21 protein-coding genes are annotated in these 21,027 nt (G+C 42.4%); 15 read left to right on the top strand and 6 right to left on the bottom strand.

All coding sequences use genetic code 11. The features are described 5' to 3' along the window. Window positions 1-108: 108 nt before the first annotated feature. The 3 genes from BLS59_RS21010 to BLS59_RS21000 all read left to right on the top strand — a co-directional run bounded on the left by BLS59_RS21010 (window position 109) and on the right by BLS59_RS21000 (window position 3,679). On the top strand, window positions 109-795 hold the full coding sequence (locus tag BLS59_RS21010; protein WP_091152264.1) for a hypothetical protein: 687 nt from the start codon (window positions 109-111) through the stop codon (window positions 793-795). After that, the gene (locus BLS59_RS21005) at window positions 792-2,399 is read left to right on the top strand and encodes a DUF262 domain-containing protein (protein ID WP_091152262.1); all 1,608 of its coding nucleotides are present in this window, start codon (window positions 792-794) and stop codon (window positions 2,397-2,399) included. The genes BLS59_RS21010 and BLS59_RS21005 overlap by 4 nt, the downstream gene beginning before the upstream one ends. Before the next feature lie 176 nt (window positions 2,400-2,575). Then, a complete protein-coding gene (locus BLS59_RS21000) occupies window positions 2,576-3,679 on the top strand; it encodes a Fic family protein (RefSeq protein ID WP_205411322.1) in 1,104 nt (367 codons plus the stop codon). Between the two features lie 123 nt (window positions 3,680-3,802). Here BLS59_RS21000 and BLS59_RS20995 read toward each other — a convergent pair whose 3' ends face one another. Beyond that, entirely contained in the window at window positions 3,803-5,830 is a 2,028-nt protein-coding gene (locus tag BLS59_RS20995) for a glycoside hydrolase family 127 protein (protein ID WP_091152258.1), read from the bottom strand. A 10-nt stretch (window positions 5,831-5,840) separates the two neighbouring features. Next, a complete protein-coding gene (locus BLS59_RS20990) occupies window positions 5,841-8,273 on the bottom strand; it encodes an alpha-L-arabinofuranosidase C-terminal domain-containing protein (protein WP_091152256.1) in 2,433 nt (810 codons plus the stop codon). Between the two features lie 109 nt (window positions 8,274-8,382). Between BLS59_RS20990 and BLS59_RS20985 the strand changes: the two genes are divergently transcribed. The 3 genes from BLS59_RS20985 to BLS59_RS20975 all read left to right on the top strand — a co-directional run bounded on the left by BLS59_RS20985 (window position 8,383) and on the right by BLS59_RS20975 (window position 11,240). After that, window positions 8,383-9,243, top strand: a complete 861-nt coding sequence (locus BLS59_RS20985) for an AraC family transcriptional regulator (protein WP_091152254.1) — start codon at window positions 8,383-8,385, stop codon at window positions 9,241-9,243. A 128-nt stretch (window positions 9,244-9,371) separates the two neighbouring features. After that, window positions 9,372-10,196: an SGNH/GDSL hydrolase family protein gene (locus BLS59_RS20980; RefSeq protein ID WP_091152252.1), complete on the top strand. Its 825-nt coding sequence runs from the start codon at window positions 9,372-9,374 to the stop codon at window positions 10,194-10,196. Between the two features lie 84 nt (window positions 10,197-10,280). Then, a complete protein-coding gene (locus BLS59_RS20975; protein WP_091152250.1) occupies window positions 10,281-11,240 on the top strand; it encodes a hypothetical protein in 960 nt (319 codons plus the stop codon). A 59-nt stretch (window positions 11,241-11,299) separates the two neighbouring features. On the opposite strand, the gene BLS59_RS20970 is transcribed toward BLS59_RS20975, so the two are convergent. Further along, window positions 11,300-12,118, bottom strand: a complete 819-nt coding sequence (locus tag BLS59_RS20970) for a TIGR02757 family protein (protein ID WP_240315296.1) — start codon at window positions 12,116-12,118, stop codon at window positions 11,300-11,302. A gap of 287 nt (window positions 12,119-12,405) precedes the next feature. Here BLS59_RS20970 and BLS59_RS31715 point away from each other — a divergent pair, with 287 nt between their 5' ends. Then, a complete protein-coding gene (locus BLS59_RS31715; RefSeq protein WP_162842717.1) occupies window positions 12,406-12,552 on the top strand; it encodes a hypothetical protein in 147 nt (48 codons plus the stop codon). A gap of 96 nt (window positions 12,553-12,648) precedes the next feature. On the opposite strand, the gene BLS59_RS20965 is transcribed toward BLS59_RS31715, so the two are convergent. Next, window positions 12,649-12,849 (bottom strand): hypothetical protein, encoded by a 201-nt coding sequence (locus BLS59_RS20965; RefSeq protein WP_091152248.1) that lies wholly within the window; start codon window positions 12,847-12,849, stop codon window positions 12,649-12,651. A 441-nt stretch (window positions 12,850-13,290) separates the two neighbouring features. On the opposite strand from BLS59_RS20965, the gene BLS59_RS20960 reads away from it, so the two are divergent. The 6 genes from BLS59_RS20960 to BLS59_RS20935 all read left to right on the top strand — a co-directional run bounded on the left by BLS59_RS20960 (window position 13,291) and on the right by BLS59_RS20935 (window position 17,557). Then, window positions 13,291-14,466 (top strand): metallophosphoesterase, encoded by a 1,176-nt coding sequence (locus BLS59_RS20960; protein ID WP_240315295.1) that lies wholly within the window; start codon window positions 13,291-13,293, stop codon window positions 14,464-14,466. A gap of 15 nt (window positions 14,467-14,481) precedes the next feature. Further along, on the top strand, window positions 14,482-15,147 hold the full coding sequence (locus BLS59_RS20955) for a hypothetical protein (RefSeq protein ID WP_091152243.1): 666 nt from the start codon (window positions 14,482-14,484) through the stop codon (window positions 15,145-15,147). A 76-nt stretch (window positions 15,148-15,223) separates the two neighbouring features. Then, the gene (locus tag BLS59_RS20950) at window positions 15,224-15,439 is read left to right on the top strand and encodes a hypothetical protein (protein ID WP_143014201.1); all 216 of its coding nucleotides are present in this window, start codon (window positions 15,224-15,226) and stop codon (window positions 15,437-15,439) included. Between the two features lie 177 nt (window positions 15,440-15,616). After that, a complete protein-coding gene (locus tag BLS59_RS20945) occupies window positions 15,617-15,907 on the top strand; it encodes a DUF3892 domain-containing protein (protein WP_091152240.1) in 291 nt (96 codons plus the stop codon). A gap of 206 nt (window positions 15,908-16,113) precedes the next feature. Beyond that, on the top strand, window positions 16,114-16,593 hold the full coding sequence (locus tag BLS59_RS20940) for an Lrp/AsnC family transcriptional regulator (RefSeq protein ID WP_091152238.1): 480 nt from the start codon (window positions 16,114-16,116) through the stop codon (window positions 16,591-16,593). 7 nt (window positions 16,594-16,600) lie between these two features. Beyond that, window positions 16,601-17,557 carry an EamA family transporter gene (locus BLS59_RS20935; RefSeq protein WP_091152236.1) on the top strand — a complete coding sequence of 319 codons (957 nt, stop codon included), beginning with the start codon at window positions 16,601-16,603 and terminating at the stop codon, window positions 17,555-17,557. A 99-nt stretch (window positions 17,558-17,656) separates the two neighbouring features. On the opposite strand, the gene BLS59_RS20930 is transcribed toward BLS59_RS20935, so the two are convergent. Beyond that, window positions 17,657-18,664 carry an ABC transporter ATP-binding protein gene (locus BLS59_RS20930; RefSeq protein WP_091152234.1) on the bottom strand — a complete coding sequence of 336 codons (1,008 nt, stop codon included), beginning with the start codon at window positions 18,662-18,664 and terminating at the stop codon, window positions 17,657-17,659. Window positions 18,665-18,844: 180 nt separating this feature from the next. On the opposite strand from BLS59_RS20930, the gene BLS59_RS20925 reads away from it, so the two are divergent. Further along, window positions 18,845-19,054, top strand: coding sequence for a hypothetical protein (locus tag BLS59_RS20925; RefSeq protein WP_091152232.1), 210 nt, complete (start codon window positions 18,845-18,847; stop codon window positions 19,052-19,054). Between the two features lie 159 nt (window positions 19,055-19,213). Here BLS59_RS20925 and BLS59_RS20920 read toward each other — a convergent pair whose 3' ends face one another. Further along, window positions 19,214-20,467 (bottom strand): DUF2130 domain-containing protein, encoded by a 1,254-nt coding sequence (locus tag BLS59_RS20920; protein WP_162842715.1) that lies wholly within the window; start codon window positions 20,465-20,467, stop codon window positions 19,214-19,216. Window positions 20,468-20,506: 39 nt separating this feature from the next. Here BLS59_RS20920 and BLS59_RS20915 point away from each other — a divergent pair, with 39 nt between their 5' ends. Next, a complete protein-coding gene (locus BLS59_RS20915) occupies window positions 20,507-20,986 on the top strand; it encodes a hypothetical protein (RefSeq protein WP_091152230.1) in 480 nt (159 codons plus the stop codon). Window positions 20,987-21,027: the final 41 nt, after the last annotated feature.

Below are 21,027 nucleotides of genomic sequence, written 5' to 3'. Positions count from 1 at the left end.
GTCAGTTTGCTCCGGAATGGGGTGGTCAGTTTGAACCCGGAACGGGTGGTCACTTTAAACCGGAATGGGGTGGTCAGTTTGAGCGGAATCTCCACAGTATCAGTTATCTTGGAAAATAGTTTGAATGATGGGTATTTTATTGAGGCAGTGATTAGACACCTTGCTCAAGGAACAAGGCTCAGGGAACATTTAGCCAATGGTTGGTTACAATTTGAAAATGCTGGAGGATGCGCTAACGTAGGTAATTTCATTGAGGGTAAAATGCAGTCTTATAATACGTTGCCAAAAGAGAAACATGTTTATTTACGATGCTATGTCATTGTCGATAGTGATAAAAAACATCCAGCTGAGCCGCGCAAACATGAATACGATTTATTGATAGCTAAATACGGCCATTTCAATATACCGATTCACATTCTAGAAAAACGCAGCATGGAAAACTATCTTCCGATTGAAGCATATCCTTTCCTAACTAGATATATGTCCCAAGTATTCATAGACGCGTTCCGGTCTATGACACCGATTCAGATCGATTTTTACAATCTGCAGCATGGATTTGAAGGGAAGACACGAGCGCTATTGGATGTGACGGTGGCAGCGCATTATGCTACCGTATCAGACGCCAACTTGGCCATTTTAGCGAATGGTTCCGGAGTTGGTAATTTTAAGTCAGAATTTCCTAAATTTATGACAAATCATGGGGTTCATCGCCAGTCATTAATAAGTCGGACGGCACATCAGAACGATCCGCAGGAATTAGAAAATATAATTAAAGCCATTGAGAAATTACTATGAGCGCTAAATTGAAGATAACGACTAGGGTTCGCCGGTTGACGGATTATATTAGCGATATAGAAAATGGGCTGATCCAGATTCCAGGATTCCAGCGAGATTTTATTTGGACAATAACCAACATGATAGAACTATTCAATAGCTTAAAAATGGGCTATCCTATAGGTACTATCTTGTTATGGAAACCCGATCGTTCTTATGGTGAAAATACAAAGATTGGACCTTATATTATCCCGCAGAATGCAGATAATTTTTTTTATGTGCTTGACGGCTTTCAACGTATCAGCACTTTAATAGGCTGTCTTATCAATCCCAATAAAACCACGTTAGCTATAGATGACCAACTGCTTAAAAACTTTCGTATTTATTACGATCTGAAAACGGAGGAGTTCGCTCCACAACGCAGCAATAGTTTGGAATATTACCAAGTTCCAATTTATATGCTTATCGATAACAAGGAAACATTTTTGTGGCAGCGAAAGCTGTTTAGCCGGGACGAAGAAGAAATAGAGCTGTTACTCGAAAGATATGAGCAGATCGGTAACACACTTTTAAGCTTCTACCTACCATCTATCGACATAAATGGAGGAACTGTGGACGAAGCTGTTGATATTTTTTGGCGCCTGAATTCCAAAGGATCCACTATTTCCCCGGATTGGATCGTCTCTGCCCGTACCTATGACATGGACGAAAATTTTCGTTTAGGTACAGAAATTGATAATTTGCTAGCTGAATTAAAACCGTTCAATTTCGGAAACATTAAACGAGAGGTGGTTCTGCAATGTATTCAAAGCGCTTTTGGAAAGATATATTTTGAAATGAAAATGGATGAGGTGGTCGAACAACCTGATTTTCGTGATAAGGCTTTCAGAAGTATAGAAAGTATAAAAAAAGCGGTTAAGTTTCTTTATGAGGAGCTACTCGTGGTTGACAGTAAACTATTGCCCGCAAGTATTCAATTAATTTTTATTACTGAATTCTTTAATCGAATTGCTGAACCTAATCAGGATGATAAAGAAGCCTTAAAACGTTGGTTCTGGCAAACTACTTATTCTAATTACTTTACTATACTTTCACCAAGTAAGCGAAAAGAAGCGTTTACTAATTTTATATCATTTTTAGAAGGTCATTCCGTTAATCCTTTTTACAACGATCGGCCAGAAACCTCTTTTATTGTAGGGGATTTTCCGAACAAGATTCACTTTGGTAGTGTTAGAGCTAAGGCTTTGGTGTTATTCCTTTTAAATTATAGCAACGGGTTTCGGCGTATTAATTTCCAGGATGTTGATGAGGTAAGTTTATCTTTTCTATTTTACGACATCCGAAACAACAAAGGAGATTACTACCCCGCGTCAATCGTGCCAACCTTGCGTAATCATGATTTAATATGGCTAAAATCATCAGATGTATCTTACTTACTTGATGATTGGCGCCCTGATTTAGAGCGCTATTTCATTAACGAAGAGATGATAGATCTTTATCAACGCTTAAAAAGGGATGAGATTATTGATCTGAGAAAGCAATTGATTATGAATGAAGAGCGTAAGTTTGTTGAAACACTCGGTTTGGTTTATGAAGATCCTACATTTTCTACCTCAAATTCCTGAGCGACTGTGTGATATAGATATTTATGGATAAAATGAACCTATGGTTCAAATCGCATATAGTATCTGTAATTATATTAAATATTTTGATTAATTAGAGTAGTTTGAGCTGATTAAAATTACAATCGGCTCAATATTTTATTATATTTGAGTCGATTATATAACCTAATCGGCTCATCATGTACAATTGGCAACTTCCAGAATGGCCTAACTTCGTTTATGAAGTACAGGAAATCCAACCGTTAATCTTGGCGTTTGCGCAAGAGACCGGAGAAGTAAGTGGTGTAATTCAAGGGCTATCCGACGACTTAAAGCAAGAAACACTTCTTCAGCTCATGTTGTCTGAAGCAGTTAAAACCTCTGAAATTGAGGGCGAGTATATCAGTCGTGAGGATGTAATGTCGTCTATTAGAAATAATCTCGGGCTGAATGAAACGCTCATTAATGTAAAGGATCAACGAGCGGGTGGAGTGGCTCAATTGATGCTGGAAGTCCGGAAATCGTTTGATCAACCACTAAGCTTGGATATGCTCAAGGCCTGGCACGATATGTTGATGACCGGTGCACGGAATGTTAACCCTGGAGAATGGCGAATAGGGGCCGAGCCAATGCAGATAATTTCAGGTGCGTATGGCCGAGAGGTCGTACACTATGAAGCCCCGCCATCTTCAGATGTTCCTAAAGAAATGGAGAGGTTTGTTCAATGGTACAATAAGGCTACTTTTCCACTAAAAGGCGAAGTTGCTGAAGCAGTATTAAAGTCAGCCGTGTCCCATCTATATTTTGAATCCATCCACCCGTTTGAAGATGGGAATGGTCGCGTTGGTCGTGCTATCGCAGAGAAAGCGTTGTCGCAATCTATTGGACGCCCTGTAATGCTGAGCCTGTCTAAAATTATTGAGCACGATAAAGCGGCCTATTACGCTGCCTTAAAGGAAGCGCAACGGTCATTGGATATCACCGCTTGGATTAATTATTTTGCTTCCGTAATTTTGGAAGCCCAACGCGATACAAAGGCTATGGTGCAGTTTACCCTGAGGAAAGCTCAATTTTTCGACCGATATAAGCATCAGCTTAACGAGCGACAATTGAAAGCTGTCAATAAGATGCTCGAAAAAGGCGCCGATGGATTTGAAGGAGGGATGACAGCTAAGAAATATATTGGCATTACTAAAACCTCTAAAGCTACCGCCACTCGTGATCTGCAAGAGATCCAAGTCATCGGCATTTTTGTGCAGGAAGGGGCGGGAAGATCGATACGATATCAGTTGAATTTAGGCTAATTTTTTGCTTTTTGTATCTATTTTGTACCTCAAATAAACTAACTAATTGATAATCATATACTAATTACTTTCTGTATCGGTAAGTAACCTTTAACTAACTAAAAATCAACATCCAACACCCGCCTACTGCGCCTTATTCATCCAAACCTGGTAATTACTTTTATCCCGGTTACCTATTGCGTAAAACGGAATTGCTGTAAGGGTCTGCCTCTTATCTGGCGAGGTTATTTGTATTACGTTTATTCCTTTCAGCAGCCCGGGTTTCGGTTGTAACTGTAAGGTTTCGTTATTGGCAAGGGTGCTTCCGGTAAGCTGCGGGTTGTCGTTTGCTTCAAAAGCGTAAACCAGCGGACCGGCCGCTATAGCCAGTTTGTTATTTAACTCGGCCACCTGGCTGTTAGGCTCAACTACACGCGGCTGCATGGGGATAGTTAACATGATTTTATCGCCTTTGTGCCACTTACGTGATATTACCGCGTAGCCGTTCTCAATATGTACGTTGATGGCTTTCTCATTTACCGAAAGTTTTACCTGTCCGGTCGATTTGGAACTGTATAGATCATACGGATTTTCTTTACCGGTAGCCCAGCCCGGGATGCGTACACGTATTGAGAAATTACTTGCCGTAACAGGATCTACATTGAGTTGAATACTTCCATTCCACGGATAACCTGTATGCTGGCTGATGTTCACAAGATTCGCGCCCTTACCAATGCGGGCCGTGCTGCCGATGAATAAATTCACGTATATACCTTTTTGTTTATCTGTAGCGTAAATGAAACCAGGCAATGCACCGGCCATTTTTAATATCATGGGCGGGCAGCACGGGCAGCTATGCCACACCCAACGCGGATGATTGGTTGAAATTAACGAATTTTCGTAGTTATAATGGCTGCCATCCAGCGAAACACCCGAGAGGATATTGTTATAAAGCGCACGCTCAAACTCGTCCATGTATTTACCATTTGCTTGCAACTCGTTCATGCGCTCACTGAAAAAGGCGGCACCTATAGACGCGCAGGTTTCCAGGTAGGCAGATTGCGGAAGGTAATAATCCTTTCCAAATTTTTCGTCGTCGGCAATGGCGCCTTGCCCGCCTGTAATAAATGTACGTTTGCCGACCATATTATCCCAGTAACGATTGGCGGTTTGTATATAACGGTCATCATTATCATAAGCGCCGATGGCAGCAATAGCAGTACCTAATAATGTTGCGCGTACTGCATGGCCTTCTATAGTTTGCTGTGTAAATACAGACTGATCGTCCTGATTATAACTGCCGTAAACTTGTCTTTTGCGCGAGCCATCCGCATCGGCGGGGAAGCCGCGGTGCTCTATCCAATATTTTGCCAGGCTTAAATAAGCATCCGTTGTTACAGGAGCATGTATCTTATCGGCAAGTGCGGGCTGGCCTTTAAACAGCAGGTAAAGCTTAAAGAAAGCTTCTTCCGGACCAGCATGGCCGGGTATAACATTCAGTTTTGGAGCATCGCCCATAACTTTGCACATATAGTCGGCCATTTTAACTGCTACCTGCAGCAGTTTGGTTTTGCCCGTTGCATTGTAATAATGCACACCTGCATCTACCAGCATGCCTGCGTTGTATAGGTCGTGCTGCCAGCGGTCGTCACCGCCGTTTGTTCCCCAGCGTTGAGAGGGGCGGTTAAGGGTAGTATAGGTATTAATATAACCTTCGGGATCGGCTGCCTGTGCTGCCGCTATTCTATCGATATAGCCATCAAGTTTCTGTTCCAGTTTTTTATCTGGCCGGGCAACCAGTAAGTCGGCAGCGCCACGGATGCTTTCGTATACCAAGCCATCACACCATGGCGGCCCATCGCTTTCGCCAGTACTTGTTTTCTCTTGCGCCACACGGTCGAAATTAAGGAAGGCGTCACGGGTACGTCCTGTTTTTTCTTTTTCCTGTATCAGGTCATCGCGATCGGGCTGGTATTTTCCCTCCAGTTTATCGAGCACATCATAAACCGTAACGGTATGTAAAGTATTCAGCTTTGGCGACCAAAATGTATCGTTAATAACAACGTTTTTGATATCTACAGGTGTTAACTGCTGCGCGATAGCAACTTTGTTACCCACCGCGATAGCTATAGTGCCTGTCAGTAATATTTTTATGGTGCTTTTCAATTTCATATTAACTGTTTTATCGTTTAAAACTGATAATGGTATATGATGCCGCCGGCAATGTATAATTTATTTTATTGCCGGAAAAAGTGACCTTTGTTGTTTTCTGGCTGATGCGCGCAGGTTGTGCCGGTGTGTTTATATCGGTTAGCTTACCAGACAGCTGCGTTAATGTGGCCTTGGGTATCCGTTTAGCAAAGCCTTGTAAATCAATAACAGCAGCGCAATCACTTTCTGCCGGATTTACAATGTGGAGCACTAACTTTTTGCCGTCCTCACTAACGGTGGCGCTTACATCAAGCCCTCCCGTTGCTGTTGCTGCAATATTTAAAGGCAGGTGATTTGCCGCGGCCATTTGCTGTGCATAAAAGGGAGGCATGCCCCAAACTTGCGATGGCGTGTAGAAAACCTGACCCTGATCCCAGTCGTTATCATTTTGCCCCAAAGCCTGCAAGGCATTGGCTGCGCATGATGTGAGTACAAAATCGCCGTGACGGCGTACCGCATTGAGGGTGCTTGCATGACCAAGCGCCCTTGCCAGATCGTGATGATTACCATTCTCTTCAAATATGGTACACTTTAAACGTGTATGCTCATCCCAGCCGGTAAACATGGCCTTCATTTGGGTAAGCGAATTATCAACCTTAACACCCGAATTTGGATTGTCGGCATCGGTATGCAGGTCCCAGTAGTCGGCTTTACCATTTATCGCTTTAAAAATGCGGGCCATATTTGGCGACTCGGGGCGCCACCAGGCCGAACAGATAAACTTCAGGCTACTGTCCTTAGCGTGCATAGCGCTTTGCAACAGGTTAAAACGCTCGGCATAATGTTCATACTCTGATGTAACATCGCCGTGAAAGATCACCTCCTCGTTACCTATCTCTATATACTTTACCTTGTACGGGGCCGGGTGTCCGTTGGCGGCCCGCTGTTTGCCCCAGGTGGTTGATGCGTCGCCTTTCAAATATTCCACCATATCGGCTACATCCTGCGGTGTTTCTTCAATGTTAATGGCAAATGCAGCCTCAAAGCCTGCGGCCTCGCAAAACTGCAGAAAATCCTCAATGCCAAAACCATTTGTAGAATAAGGATACCAATAGCCGGTATAAGGCGGCCTTTTGGCGCGCGAACCTATCATCTTTTTAAAGCGGTAACCTTCGGCGTTAACCATAGTACCGCCGTATCTTAAAAAATTAAGCCCTTCCTGCTGCATAGCCTTGCCAATATCAGCGCGAAGCGGCAGCCCTTTAAATTGTTCCTGCTTGCACATCAGCGTAGCTTGGTCTGCCCAAAGTTTTCCTTTACTGTTTATGCTGATGAGGAAGCGCGCTTTGTTATCGGTTTGTGCTGCCTTTAATGCAAAAGAGTATGATGCCCAGTGGGAGGTTATGTTTTTGATGCGCTGCGTAGCGTAAACCTTTTTGCCGTCGGCACTTTGCAGCGATACGGTTACACCGCTACCAAGCCCCTCCCCTTTTAAAAATAGTGTGCCCGAATAAGTATTGCCTTTACGTAAGCCTATACCCCAGCGATTTAAGCCGCTATTGGCTATGCCTATAGTACTGCTGCCACCATTGTGTATAATTACCTGCGATTGTTTACCGTTATAAGCATCGTTATCATCCAATAAAAAGCTGCCCGCGTCGCTGTTATTCACTGCATCCCATGCGCCGCTCACCTGTGCCAGCGGGCTGGCGGTAAATTTTTCTGCTATGGTTTTACCATTATTTGTAATGGTAAGCTCTTTGTATTCTGCATCGGCATTGAAAGTGCGCAGAGCGATGCTTCCAGGAGGCAGCGGATCTTTGTTATCCGTTAATGTGGCAACAGCTGTTTTATCATCGTTAATATAAACTTTAAAGGAGCTGCCGTTATTTTCTACTTTAAGCTTTATCCAGTTGTTAAAATCGATAGAAAGCTTAACCTCACGCAGGGGCGTCCAATTGTTGAGGTGTTTGCCAAATACCAATACCTTTCTATTCGGGTCGAGGGCGATCTCATAGCCGTCAAAACTATCAGCGCCTTTACGGGCATTGTTTACATTAACCAGCAGGCCTGCATTCTCATTCTGCTTACCAAATTTTATTGACACTTCGGCGGTGTATACAGTGCCTGGCGACTGTTGCCTTACCAGTTTAAAGCCCTCGCCTGCATTTATACTTACACTATTTTTTCCGGGTTGCCAAAGGCCGCCGAAACTTTCCCAACCGGTTATCAGCGGACTTGCAGCAGGTTCTTCAAAACTTTCGCCAAAAATGCGCTGATCATAAAGGCCGCCATATATCTCATGATTAACATCTTCAATACAGGCGCCGTAAATACCGTTCGGTATACGGTTTAATACACGAGAGGCATCAACCGTAATTTGTGCCTGCTGCGAAAAGGCGGCGACAGGCAGAATGAACAAAGCGTATGTAAATAACTTAACAAATGAGGCTTTCAAAGGCATAGCAGGTGTAAATAATTATTATGTTTGTTGGTAATACAGTGCAAATATGTTAGCTAAAGGCCGTATAAATTTATACTATGTTACCTAATTTTAATACCATATTGATATTATGAAGCTGTTTGTAGAGAAAATATTACCCGGCGAACGGCTTTTTGTAATAAAAGAGGAGTATTTTCCTTATAACGATTTTCCGTTGCATACCCACCCTGAGTATGAAATTATTCTGGTGATGAAAAGCAGCGGGTCGCGTTATGTAGGCGATCATATTGATGATTTTTTCCCGGGCGATCTTTGCCTGTTTGGGCCAAATTTGCCGCATACATTTTACAACAAACACATGCCTGCTGACCGCGAAGTGCACCAGGTAGTTATTCAGTTTGATGAAAACTGCCTGGGTGAAGGTTTTTTTGATAAACCACAATTTACAGCGATAAAGGCTTTATTTGAAAGATCACAACAAGGACTGGCATTTAGCGGACCTTTACGTGAACTTGCCGAACAAAAAATAAAGGCAATAGTGAACGTTGATGATGCCGAAGCGGTAGCCAGCCTTATCAGTATACTTGGCCTGCTGGCTAAGGCAACCGACTACCAGGTATTATCGGCCCAGAAACAGGTAGCAGCCAGCGCGCAAAAAGATACCGCCCGCATGAACCGCATTTACCACTACCTGCTTGATAATTTCAAGAACGACATTGTACTTGAAGATATGGCCGCTATGGCTAACCTCACGGTTGCGGCTTTCTGCAGGTATTTTAAGCAGCATACACGCAAAACATTATCTGAGTTTGTTAACGATTTGCGTATTGGTTACGCCTGCCGCCTGCTGCAGCAAAAAGAATTTAGCATACTGCAGGTTTGTTTTGAAAGCGGGTTTAACAATATATCTTATTTTAACCGCCGCTTTAAACGGCAAATGGGGATATCGCCATTATTTTACCGGAAAAATAATGTGAGGCGTTATGCTTAGTTTTTCTGCAGGTTCATCAGCATTTTACTTAAATATTCTTAAGTTTTGGCTGGCAGCACTATAACGACGGCAAAGGATAGTTAAGCATTTTATTTTTGGTACTATTGTTAACCAATTAACTTACGTTCATGAAAAAGGCTTTACCGTTATTATTCGCACTATTTCTGTTGTCATCTTTTGGGCATAGGCAACTTACCTGGGTTGCAATTGGCGACTCTATAACCTACCTTAACGATCATCGCGATGAAACCGGGAACCGCTTATCCCAGGGCTACCTTACCCGGGTGGTTAAGGATTTGCCGTACATACACTACATTAACAAAGGCTTTAACGGGTGGACGTCCGGTAACATCGCGCAGCATATAGATAGCCTGGGGCTGGTAAAGGCCGATGTTTATTCGGTGTTTTTGGGAACCAACGACTGGTGGCAGGGTCGCCCGATAGGTAACCTTGCCGATTATAAAAACAATACCGGCAATGCTACCATATACGGTTCGTTCCGCATAATTATCAACAAGCTTCGCGCCTTAAACCCCGAAGCCAAAATTGTATTAGTAACCCCTATGCAGCGGGTTGATTTTGTTTACCTCTTTGATAAGAACAATAACGCTTTCGGGTCCTACAAACCTCAAAATGGCCAAACCCTGGAGGCTGTTGCCAACGCTGTAGATTCAATTGGCAGTTACGAGCATATCCCCGTGAACGACCTGTATCATAACCCCAAGCTGGATATAAACCAAATGGTTAAATTTAAACGCGTGAATGACCCCATAGCCGGCAATTATACTAATTACAAGTACCCGCAATTTATTGGCAAACCTTTTAACCCGGCAACAGATGATTACCCCTACCCCGCCGAAGCCGCAAACCTTACATACGACGGTCTGCATCCAACGGATAAAGGTTGCACTATAATAGCCAAAGGGTTAGTTAAACTTTTTAAGGTTTTTTGAGGCGATGTGCTGAGCGGGTGTTATATTAACATTTCGATATATTAAATAAATACTTATTTTTATTTAATAATAAACCCACCTTGTATGCCTGCCCTAAAAACCATAGCAATTGCATTTTTTACCTTATTTTGCATAAACGCAAAAGCCACCACCTGGGATGAGCCATGGCATGATATGGTTGTAAAACAATCAGATAGCTTTGTGCTGGCAAAGGTTACCGCCAATGATGAGCAAAAAGGCGTTACCATAACTATATTAAAACAACTTGGCGGCAAACAATTACAAGGAACCATACAAATCACAAATTTTTACTTATTGCGTTTGTGTAGTACATCGGCAGGTGAAGGGCCAGAGTTCCATTTCAAAAATGTGGATAGCTGCTACTTTTTTATAAAGCAAAACGATAAAAAAGAATATTGCATTGCAACGCCAACAGCGGGTTTTGCTATTCAACATAATGGCAAAGTGGCGGCAACTTATCGTCACAGTTACCACCAGGCCAGGATTAATACGGATGTTTACGAGGCTACCATGACTGCTATTTTTAATAACTATCATAAGTTATCCTATGATAAGGCCTATATAAATAGCTTTGTGACTAAATACCTGTCGGCCAAACCGGCCGGTTTTGAAAAAGAAGAAATTGAAACCTTTTTTAACCAGCACGTGGCCCTTGAATGTGTTTATCATTTGGGCTTAATTGGTTATTGCGACAAAATAGCGCCTTTTTTGCTGGATAGCGCAAACTTTCATGCTAAAGTATCAGCAGCAAGGGCGCTAAGTAACTGCAACACTGCGGATAATATAAAATTGCTATTAGCAGCTATCGATAGCAAAGAAAATGATGGTTTTGTAAAGGTAATGTGCATATGGACGCTTAAAACCTACAAACCCGAAAGCGCAAAAGTAGCTTTACAAAATCTGGAAAAAACTGCATCCACAGAAGAAAATGGATTTGGGGGTAACATTATGGATCCGCGGGTATGTACCCGTATGCCAACCGTTAAAGAAGCTTTAACAGATTTACTTGCTCAATTGAAATAGGTTTCCCTTTTAACCGGCGGCACGTTAAACATTATAACTAAACACAATAAATAAGCCTCCTAAAACTGCGGCCCCCAGCGTTCTTCGATACCCAAGCCAAACAGGGCGAAATCATATTTCACAGGATCGAGCGGATCAAATTCGCGGAGCTTTTGGGTGAGTTGCAGCGCTGTTTGCCAGTCGGTTTGTTTACGGGTGATAAGCAGGAGCTTACGCGATACCCGATCTACATGCAGATCAAGCGGACAGATCAGATCGGCAGGTTTAATACGGTTCCAGATACCAAAATCTACGCCGTTATTATCCCTTCGCACCATCCACCTCAAAAACATATTAAGCCGTTTACAGGTTGACTTTTGTGACGGCGACGATACATGCTTTTTGGTACGGTGCGGAAAATCGGGCAGGGAAAAGAAATACGAGCGGAAATGGTTAAGTGCGTCCTCGGCACCGTCCATTGAACCAGCGGGTATAAACGCATCCTCTAATGATTCAAAACGCTCGTAGTGTTGCCGAAAGAATGCAATAAAATACAGCGTATCAATATCATTAAACGTGCGGTGCTTAAAGCTGAGTAGTTTCTTAAGATCGGGCTCCTGGTGATTAACGATAAAATCGTATGGCGCACCATCCATAAGGGTAATGAGTTCTTTACATTTTTTTATGATAGTAACCCGTTGACCCCAGGCCAATGTGGCAGTCCAAAAGCCCATGATCTCGACATCCTGTTTTCGGTTAAAAAGATGCGGTATTACTATAGGGTCGTTTTCAATAAAATCGGGCCTGTTATACTGGGCAACCTTAGCATCAAGAAATTGCTGCAGCGCCCCCGGCTGGTTTTGAAGATCGAAATTTGGTATCAAGTTTTTTGGTATCAAGTAGTTAGTATCAGGTATCAAGACTGTATCATGCCTTTTACCCGTTATACTTTTAAAATGCAAAAATACAAAAACCAATTTTGATACCGGGTTATGGTATCAAGACAATGCTATGTAAATTTTAACTCCGTTCCTATTATACTTGCAAACTCCAAAAAATACTTGATACTTGATACTAACTACCTGCTACCAACCACTAACTACTTGATACTACCTAAGATTAAACCTTTTGCAATTACAGTTGTTTAAACTTTATATCTACTATAAAACATAAAAAACAATTTATTATGAAAACGCAAATCTCTCGCTCGGTTGCACTGCTTTTGTTGGCGGCACTGGGCTTTACCAGTTGTTCGGTTGAATATCGTGAAAGAAGAAGGCATCGCCATGAAGAAAGAGTACATGTGCAGGAACGTGTTATCTACAAAAACTAACACTCAATATTTATAAAAAACAAAAGCCCCCGAGTTATCGGGAGCTTTTGTTTTTTTATGGTGTATTAACAGGATATATTATAGGGGATTAAAACCTTAATCGTTCCAGAGGTAATTTACCGGTGATGTACTTGTAATGGTGTTTTTAATGAACAGATCGTCTTGCTTTTGCAGGCAATCGTTGGTATAAAGTTCTTCGTCGGCGTTTACTTTAATAACGCTGCCGCTAACACGTTCAACAATGGTTGAAAGTGTTATCACTTCGCTGTCGGGGATTTGGATTGTTAATATAGCCATAGGTATAATGATTAATTGATAGTCAAAAATATGTGTTTAAGATTAGAGCAATGTTTGAAAAAAGTAAAATTTAATCATTTGATTAACTTTTATCTCGTCGCGCTAATTTAAAACCTAAACGACATAGCGTTAAAGTGTATTGCCCGACAGTATTGACGTTTAACAAACTTTAACAGATAGCCTCACCCTGGCCCTCTCCAAAGTAAGTCTCACCTAAATCCTCTCCAGAGGAGAGGACTTCGATTTGCATTTTTAAAACCTCGTTGCCCCCTTTCCTATGGAGAGGGCCGGGGGTGAGGTTTAAATTTTACCATTTAATTACCTTTCCTTTTATAAATTGCGCACTTATATCTTTTTATTATGCACGGCAGCGGTTTCTTACGAGTTTTTTTAATCATATCGGCTATCAGTTTATTGCTCGATTGGTATGTTTTTTCGGGCTTGAGAACCCTTAGTGCCGATTGGCAATCGCCGCTTTGGCGGAATGTTGCTCTGTGGGGGTTCCTGGTTATCGCTGTAGGCATAACCGTGTTGTTGCTTATTGGTTTTGGCGCTTTTAGCACAGCCAGTGGTATGCGACCCTTTCACGAATGGATACTGAGCTTGTTCCTTACTTTTTTTGTAACCAAACTGGTGTTTGTGATAGTGCTTTCGCTGGGCGATCTGGGGAGATTCATCATAGGCTTGTTTAATATGGCAGGCAGCAGTTCTGCCGGCGGACCAGCATTCCCAGCCCGACGAAAATTTATTAGTGAGATAGCTATTTTGGTGGCAGCCGTACCGTTCACCTCGTTTTTTTATGCCATGTTTAAAGGCAAGTACGACTATAAATTGCACCGCACTACACTTTATTTTGATGATCTGCCTGATGCTTTCGACGGTTTTACTATTACGCAGCTGTCTGATATCCACTCTGGCAGTTTTGATAATACCGGGGCCATGCAAAAAGGTATTGACATGGTTAAGGCGCAAAAAAGCGACCTCTTTGTTTTTACCGGCGATCTTGTAAACAATGCCGCTTCCGAAATTGAGCCTTACATGGATAGATTTGGCGCTATAAAAGCCCCTTACGGGCAGTTCTCTATCCTTGGCAACCACGATTATGGCGATTATATTCATTGGGATAGCGAGCAGGAAAAGGCAGCCAACCTGGAAACATTAAAAAAACACCACGCCGCAATGGGCTACCGCCTGCTGCTTGACGAAAACGTAACCATTGAAAAAGGTGGTCAAAAGATCTCACTTATTGGCATCCAAAACTGGGGGCGTGGGTTTGTGCAGATAGGCGATTTAAATAAGGCTTTGCAGGGCGTACCTGCCGATGCCTTTAAGGTACTGCTATCCCATGATCCTACGCATTGGGAAGAGCAGGTACGTTTTAATAAAACCAATATCCACCTTACGCTATCCGGGCACACGCATGGTGCACAGTTTGGGATAGAAATACCCGGCTTCAGGTGGAGCCCTGTAAAATACCGTTACCTTGACTGGGCTGGCCTGGCCAACGAGGGAAAACGCTACCTGTATGTAAACCGGGGCTTCGGCTTCCTGGCATTTTCGGGCAGGCTGGGTATCTGGCCCGAGGTTACGGTTATTGAGCTGAGGAAAACGGTATAGCGCATCGGCAATTATATGAGAAAATTTTATTTCTTATTAGCTTTATTAACGTTAGCATTATCGGCCTGTAAGAACTGCAAACCCGGGCCGGTTAATAATTTATTTGTACCGTCTGATGAGGCCGAAATAACTTCTCTTGCCATTAATACAACTATACCATCTGATACTTTTTTCAAGAAGCATTTCTGTGAAAACGGGTACTGGGAACGTAAAAAATATGAAAAAAAAGTCCTGGAAAATATAGTGGATACAGCAACTATATATGTATTTATCAGTGATACATTGAAAGAGTTCTATGCACCTTACATTCAATATTTTCTACGCTTTACCCCTAAAAATGATAAGAATTACCCGGTAATAAAGGATTGGGCAGCAGAAATAATATTAAAGAAAAAACCGGATGTAAATGAAAAGCCCGCAATTTTTCAGATGAAAAACCTACGGTTTGAATATGGATATAAATATGCCTTATCAAGCCAGGTAAAGTTGTATCCTAAAAAGTTGGTTGTAGCAAGTGGGATTGCTATGTCGCCGGTTTATTTCAATAAGAAAAAAACTAAAGCATTTGTTTATATCGAGCGTTATGGCGGGTTAATAATGAGCATACGGTATAACATGTATTTCGAAAAGAGAAATGGGAAATGGGTTGTTGTGCTAAATGATTTCCTTGGTGTAGAATAGTAGAAAATTGTGCTACATGATCTTTGGCAAGGTTTTTATACGTCTTACCCCATCTACACTATTTAAACAAAACACTATGGCATCGCGCGAAATAAAAAAGATAGGGCAACATAAGGCAGACGTACAGGCACCGCATAATAATGCCTGGGAAGTGATGAAACCCTTTGTACATTTTGGAGTAAAAGCAACCGGTTTAATAGCCAGTACTTTAATAACAATTGTAAAAAATATTCCAAAACCCGACGATCGTAAAAAAACTACCGAAAAAGGCAATAAGATCATAAAGATATAATCCTCCACTTTTTTGGGTAGTCTGCCCACCCTCTATAACAATTATCCGCAAACAAAAAAGGCTATTTTTATTGTTTATCACCGTATTTTAACGGTAACAAAATACGGTGTTTTCACGGGTTGACCAGATTATGTTTAATGCAGAGTTTTATAAACAGAAACCCTGATAATATTAACTATGCCCATACGAATTACCGGTATACATAGCACTAACCGCGATTTTGATAACCCTTACCTGGCTATCAATGCTTTAGCGTGGATAGACGACCATACCCAAAACCGAGGCATTACAACCAGGGATGTACTCTTCGACTGGATAAACGATAATGGTACCGCCTACGTGTTAGACGAAGAGGGTAACCGGGCAAAGCTGCTTACCGCCATCACAAAAAACGGCTACAAATACGTTAAAACAGCTTTCGACGAAACTAAGGCCGACAAACTCCTAAACTTACTCGCAGTAAAATAATTTAAAGCAACCTACACCTAATCTGCTTGCACCCGTCATTTTTTTGATGGGTGTTTGTTTTTTATAGCCTTTTGGATGCCAGTGTTGCCTTTACCCGCCCCCTCTCTTTGTCGTTTAAATATCATTTTTAGTCGCCAAAAACAGAATTTAATTCGATTTAATAAATTTTTATTGAATTTAATTCAATAATTATCTAATATTACTGAATGATTAACGAAACAGAAATAGTTTTAGATAAAACCGATCTGCATATCCTCCGGCTAATGCAGGATAACGCCCGCATCTCCAATGCCGATATGGCCCGTGAGCTGGGGATGGCACCATCGGGCATATTGGAGCGCGTTAAAAAACTGGAACAGAAAAACGTAATACAGCAATATAACGCACGTATTAACCCAGTGGCACTGCAGCAAAAAATGCTGGCCTTTATATTCATGAAAGCGGCAGACGGCCCGGGAAGCGATGAAACAACCCAAAAGCTCGCGCTGATACCCGAGGTACAGGAAGTACACCACATAGCCGGCGATGACTGTTACCTGGTAAAGATCCGCACTTATGACTCTGCATCGTTAATGCACCTTATGCGCACCCACTTTACCAAGATCCCCCACATTTTAAGCACCCGCACCACTATAGTGCTCGAAACCGTGAAAGAACAACAACAATTGGTTATACCAGAAAAATAAATATACCATGACACCTGCACAACAAAAATCAGCCTCGCCACTATTAGTAATCATAGCTTTTGCTACAGTTTACCTGGTTTGGGGTTCTACCTATTTTTTTATAAAAATGGCCGTTGATGGTTTCCCGCCGCTATTGTTGGGTGCGCTGCGCTTTTTTACGGCGGGTATTTTGTTAATGGCATGGTGCGCATTCAAAGGCGAAAAGATTTTTGTCAAACGCAACATCATCCATGCGGCGGTAAGCGGTTTTTTACTACTGGTAATTGGCAATGGCGCCGTTATCTGGGCCGAACAAGCCTTACCCAGTGCAATGGTAGCCATTATGGTATCATCACCTCCAATATGGTTCGTACTGCTCGATAAACCAAACTGGGGTACCAACTTTAAAAGTAAAAGCACCATTTTGGGTTTAGTGATTGGTTTTATTGGCGTGATATTGCTATTCAGCGAACAGATAGAAAGCATGGTTGGCCAGTCATCCGGTCCATCAAAATTACCGGGGATGATATTACTGGTGGTGGGTACATTGGGCTGGGCATCGGGTTCCTTATATTCCAAACATAATAACACCCAAGGTTCGGTATCGGTTAATACGGCCTGGCAAATGCTGGCAGCGGGTATTGTTTTTATCCCATCGAGCTTTTTCCATCACGAGGTGCAAACGCTGCAATGGAATACTATACCTCCACATAGCTGGTATGCGTTGCTGTATTTAATAGTATTTGGTTCCATAGCCGCCTTTAGTGCCTATGTGTGGCTTTTGCAGGTACGCCCCGCCACACAGGTGGGCACCTACGCCTACGTAAACCCGGTGATAGCGGTAATTCTTGGCGTACTGTTCGCCAATGAAAATATTACGCTGATACAGGTTGGCGGCTTGGTTATTATCTTAGGAAGTGTACTATTGATTAATCTGAGCAAATACCGTAAAGAAAAACAGGCAAAGGTGGAATTGGCGGCATAGTGAGTTTTAATTATATAAAACTTGTCATTGCGAGGTACGAAGCAATCTCATCATAAAGGCTAACCATCTGCATTACTGAATTTGCATAGGCTACCGGCCTCAATTCTCCCACTTGCCAAACTCAAAGTACTTCTCTATTTTAATGCTGATCTTACTGCCTTTAGGGTATTTGCCCCTGTTATAGTTGAGCACGCGGAGGGTTACACCATCGCGTTCGATTATGAGTTCTTCAAAAAAGCCTTTGAATAGTACTTGCTTCACAGTCCACTTGCTGCCGAAGCGACTTACCTTTACGTGTTCGGCGTAAATAACCACTACGCCGCGCCTGCTTTTTATACCGCAAACCTTTGCTTGTTCGGATGTGAGTTTGCTGCCGCTGGCCAATATTTGAGAGGTGTACAATAACTGGGGCGAGTGATAAAGCATATCCGGCGGACCATTCTCTACTATCTCCCCTTCTTTCAACACAATAAGCTCATCGGCCATAGAAAGTATTTCGGCAGGATCATGGGAAACCAACACTATCGTTACTCCCCACTCCCGCACAATCTGCCTTATATCGTGCTGCAGGGCTTCGCGATAACTGGCATCAACCTGGTTAAAGGGTTCATCGAGCAGCAGTACTTCGGGGCGGCTTATGAGGGCTTTGGCAATGGTTACACGCTGCCGTTCGCCGCCGCTCAGCTTGGCAAGAGGCAGATCCTTAAGCTGATAAATACTGAGCATATTGAGCGCCTCGGTAACCATTTGTATGGCCAGGCTTTGATCGCCCTCGGGCAGACCGACGGCAATGTTATCCCAAACAGTAAGGTTATGATCCATATCGCTGCCATTTTGGGTTACCATACGCATTACCTTGTGGGCATGCTGTAAGCCATTTTCCCTGCTCAGCACCTGTTCTTCCTTAAAAAAAACCTCGCCATGATCTGGCTGAAGCTGGCCAAACAGCAAATTGAGCAGCGTTGTTTTACCGCTGCCGCTTTCGCCAACAATGGCAGTTACCTTACCCCTGGGAATAAATATGGTAATATTGTTAACCCCGGATGACTTATCACCAAAAAAATTCTTAGTAACATTTATGGTTTCAAGTATCAGGTCGTCTTTCATTGCAACGGAAAAATTTATTGGCTTTTATACGGCTGTCATACCGATTAACTGGGCCGGTTAATAGCTACTAAGCTAATAAAAAGTTGATGATGAAAAACAGCGGCACATGACATTTATATAACCACAAACAATTTCCACAAAAAACTATTGTTAAATAAACTTTAACAACACCCCAACACCATGAACAAAACAACAGGAATAGTACTCATAGTAATTGGCGCGATAATGCTCATCTGGACGGGATTTACTTACACCAAAAAAGAAAAAATTATTGATGCCGGCCCCATACAGGTATCTGCCGATAGGCAAAAAACGGTTAACTGGCCGCCTTATTTGGGTGGTGTGTTAATTATTGGTGGGATTGCCATTGTTGTGTTATCAAAAAAATAGGCGAGAATAATAAATAAGTTTGTCATTTCGAACGAGGTACGAGGAGAAATCTTATAAGACTTTGCATGCAAACTATACTTATCCGGTATTTATTAAGTAGAAGATTTCTCCTCGTACCTCGTTCGAAATGTCATTTTTTAATCTGATATTTTATTGCACCTACTCCAGTAGCAGAGCATCGTCGCTGTCATCGGTTAAGTTAAGCTGTATCATATCGCTGCCGGCAATGCCCTCTACACTACCTTTTATGTGGGCTGCGTTTAGTAATACTTTATCCAGCTGTTTCTCACGAGATTTCCACATCTTTTCCATCGCGTCGCGCTCCTTTTGGATAGACAGGCGCATACTCATATAACCCTCTCGGATGGCTTTCCATTGTTCAGAAAATTCGCTGCTGGTTAAGTAATCATATAGCAGGTGCATTTTATCGCCCTTGTTATCCTGCGATTTTGCCAGGTTTGAGAGTTTTACTACCCCATCCCGCAGGATGTAAGATACCGCTTTAACCTCATCAAAACTGCAGATCCAAACGCCATCCTTTTCGCCAAAGCAATCCATACCTTTGGGGTAGCATTGGGTTACTATTACAGCAACATCCACACCAATACCTCGCATATCTTTTTTAAGCTTATCTATCCAATCAGGCCCGAAGGTTGCCGTACGTTTACTTTCATAAATAATTTTGCCGCACTCCTGCCCAAACTGGTTACGCACAGTTTGCACACAATCGGCACCACGCACGCCCTTGCCTACCTCGCTAATTAAATCAAACGGAAAATAGTTACGCAGCAACTCTTCCAATATTAGTTCCTGCGCCTCGCCCTGTAACTGCATCGATCCCTGCTCGGCTTTGCGTTTCATCTCTTCGGCAAGCTTTTTCTGATCATCCAGCTGTTTTTCAAGTTCTTTTACTTTAAGCTGGTATTCGGTATCCTTTATGCTATGGCGCTCGTTTTCCTGCTTGCGGATCTGCTCGCCCAATTCATTCCGCTGTTCCTGCAGTTTGCGCTGCATTACCAGTTCCTGCTCTTCTTCTTTTTGCTGCAGCAGTTTTTCTCGCTGTAAAAATTCAAGCTCCTTTTGACGCGATAGCTTCAGCTTTTCTTCAGTTTCCTGTGCCGATGTTTGCAGCATCAGCACCTGGTTTTCAAAATCCTGGCTGATTGATTTACGCAGATTTTGCTCCAACACCAGCTGCAATTGTTTTTTCTCGTCGATAAGGCGCTCTTCAAAAGCTGTTTTTTGCTGGCGTTCCTTTGCTAAAAACTCTTCGTCCTTTTTACGATACTCGTCCTCCTTTTGACGGGTGTAATCCTGCATTTTAACCCGGAGCTCTTTTTTGTACTCCTCGGCCATCACCTCTTCTATAGGAAAACCAAAACCGCAACTGGGGCACTTAACTTCTGTAGCCATACTTTATAATACGAAACACATTTTCGCACATCAAATATAATGAAATATACAGCGCCAACGTTAACACAAAAGGTAGCATTTGTAGTTATCAATTATTATACTTACATTACAACAATGCAAATTTTACAAATTGGCAAGGCCATGTGGAGCTACGATTACGAAATTGCAGCTTTAACATTAGTTGACGAGGCCGGCGCTCTCTTTTCGCTTACCCCACCTCCGCACCATCGTGAGGGTGAAATTTTGCTGACCAACGCCAGCCTGGTTATCGATGGCTATAATTACCTCAACATCCCCCTTAATTCGCTTGAGCAGGTATACCTTGGTTTTGACGAGATCTACAAACGATCATTAGTTAAAAACAACGGCATGTTTTGGCAGCCTTTAAGGCTGCGCTACAAAGTGGGCAACGATACCCATATAGTTTATATTATTGTTGACCACACCTTTTGGGGAACTAAAAACCAGCAATGGTTTAACACCCTAAAACAAATGCTGGCCGATAAGGAAGAACTGTAACCCCTAACTAATTAAAATTTTTAAGCTTTTTTGCGTAAAAC

Source organism: Mucilaginibacter pineti (assembly GCF_900101875.1).
Classification (GTDB): Bacteria; Bacteroidota; Bacteroidia; order Sphingobacteriales; family Sphingobacteriaceae; genus Mucilaginibacter; species Mucilaginibacter pineti.
The sequence above is the reverse complement of the archived record's forward strand: the minus strand, read 5'-3'. Positions and strand labels throughout refer to the sequence as shown.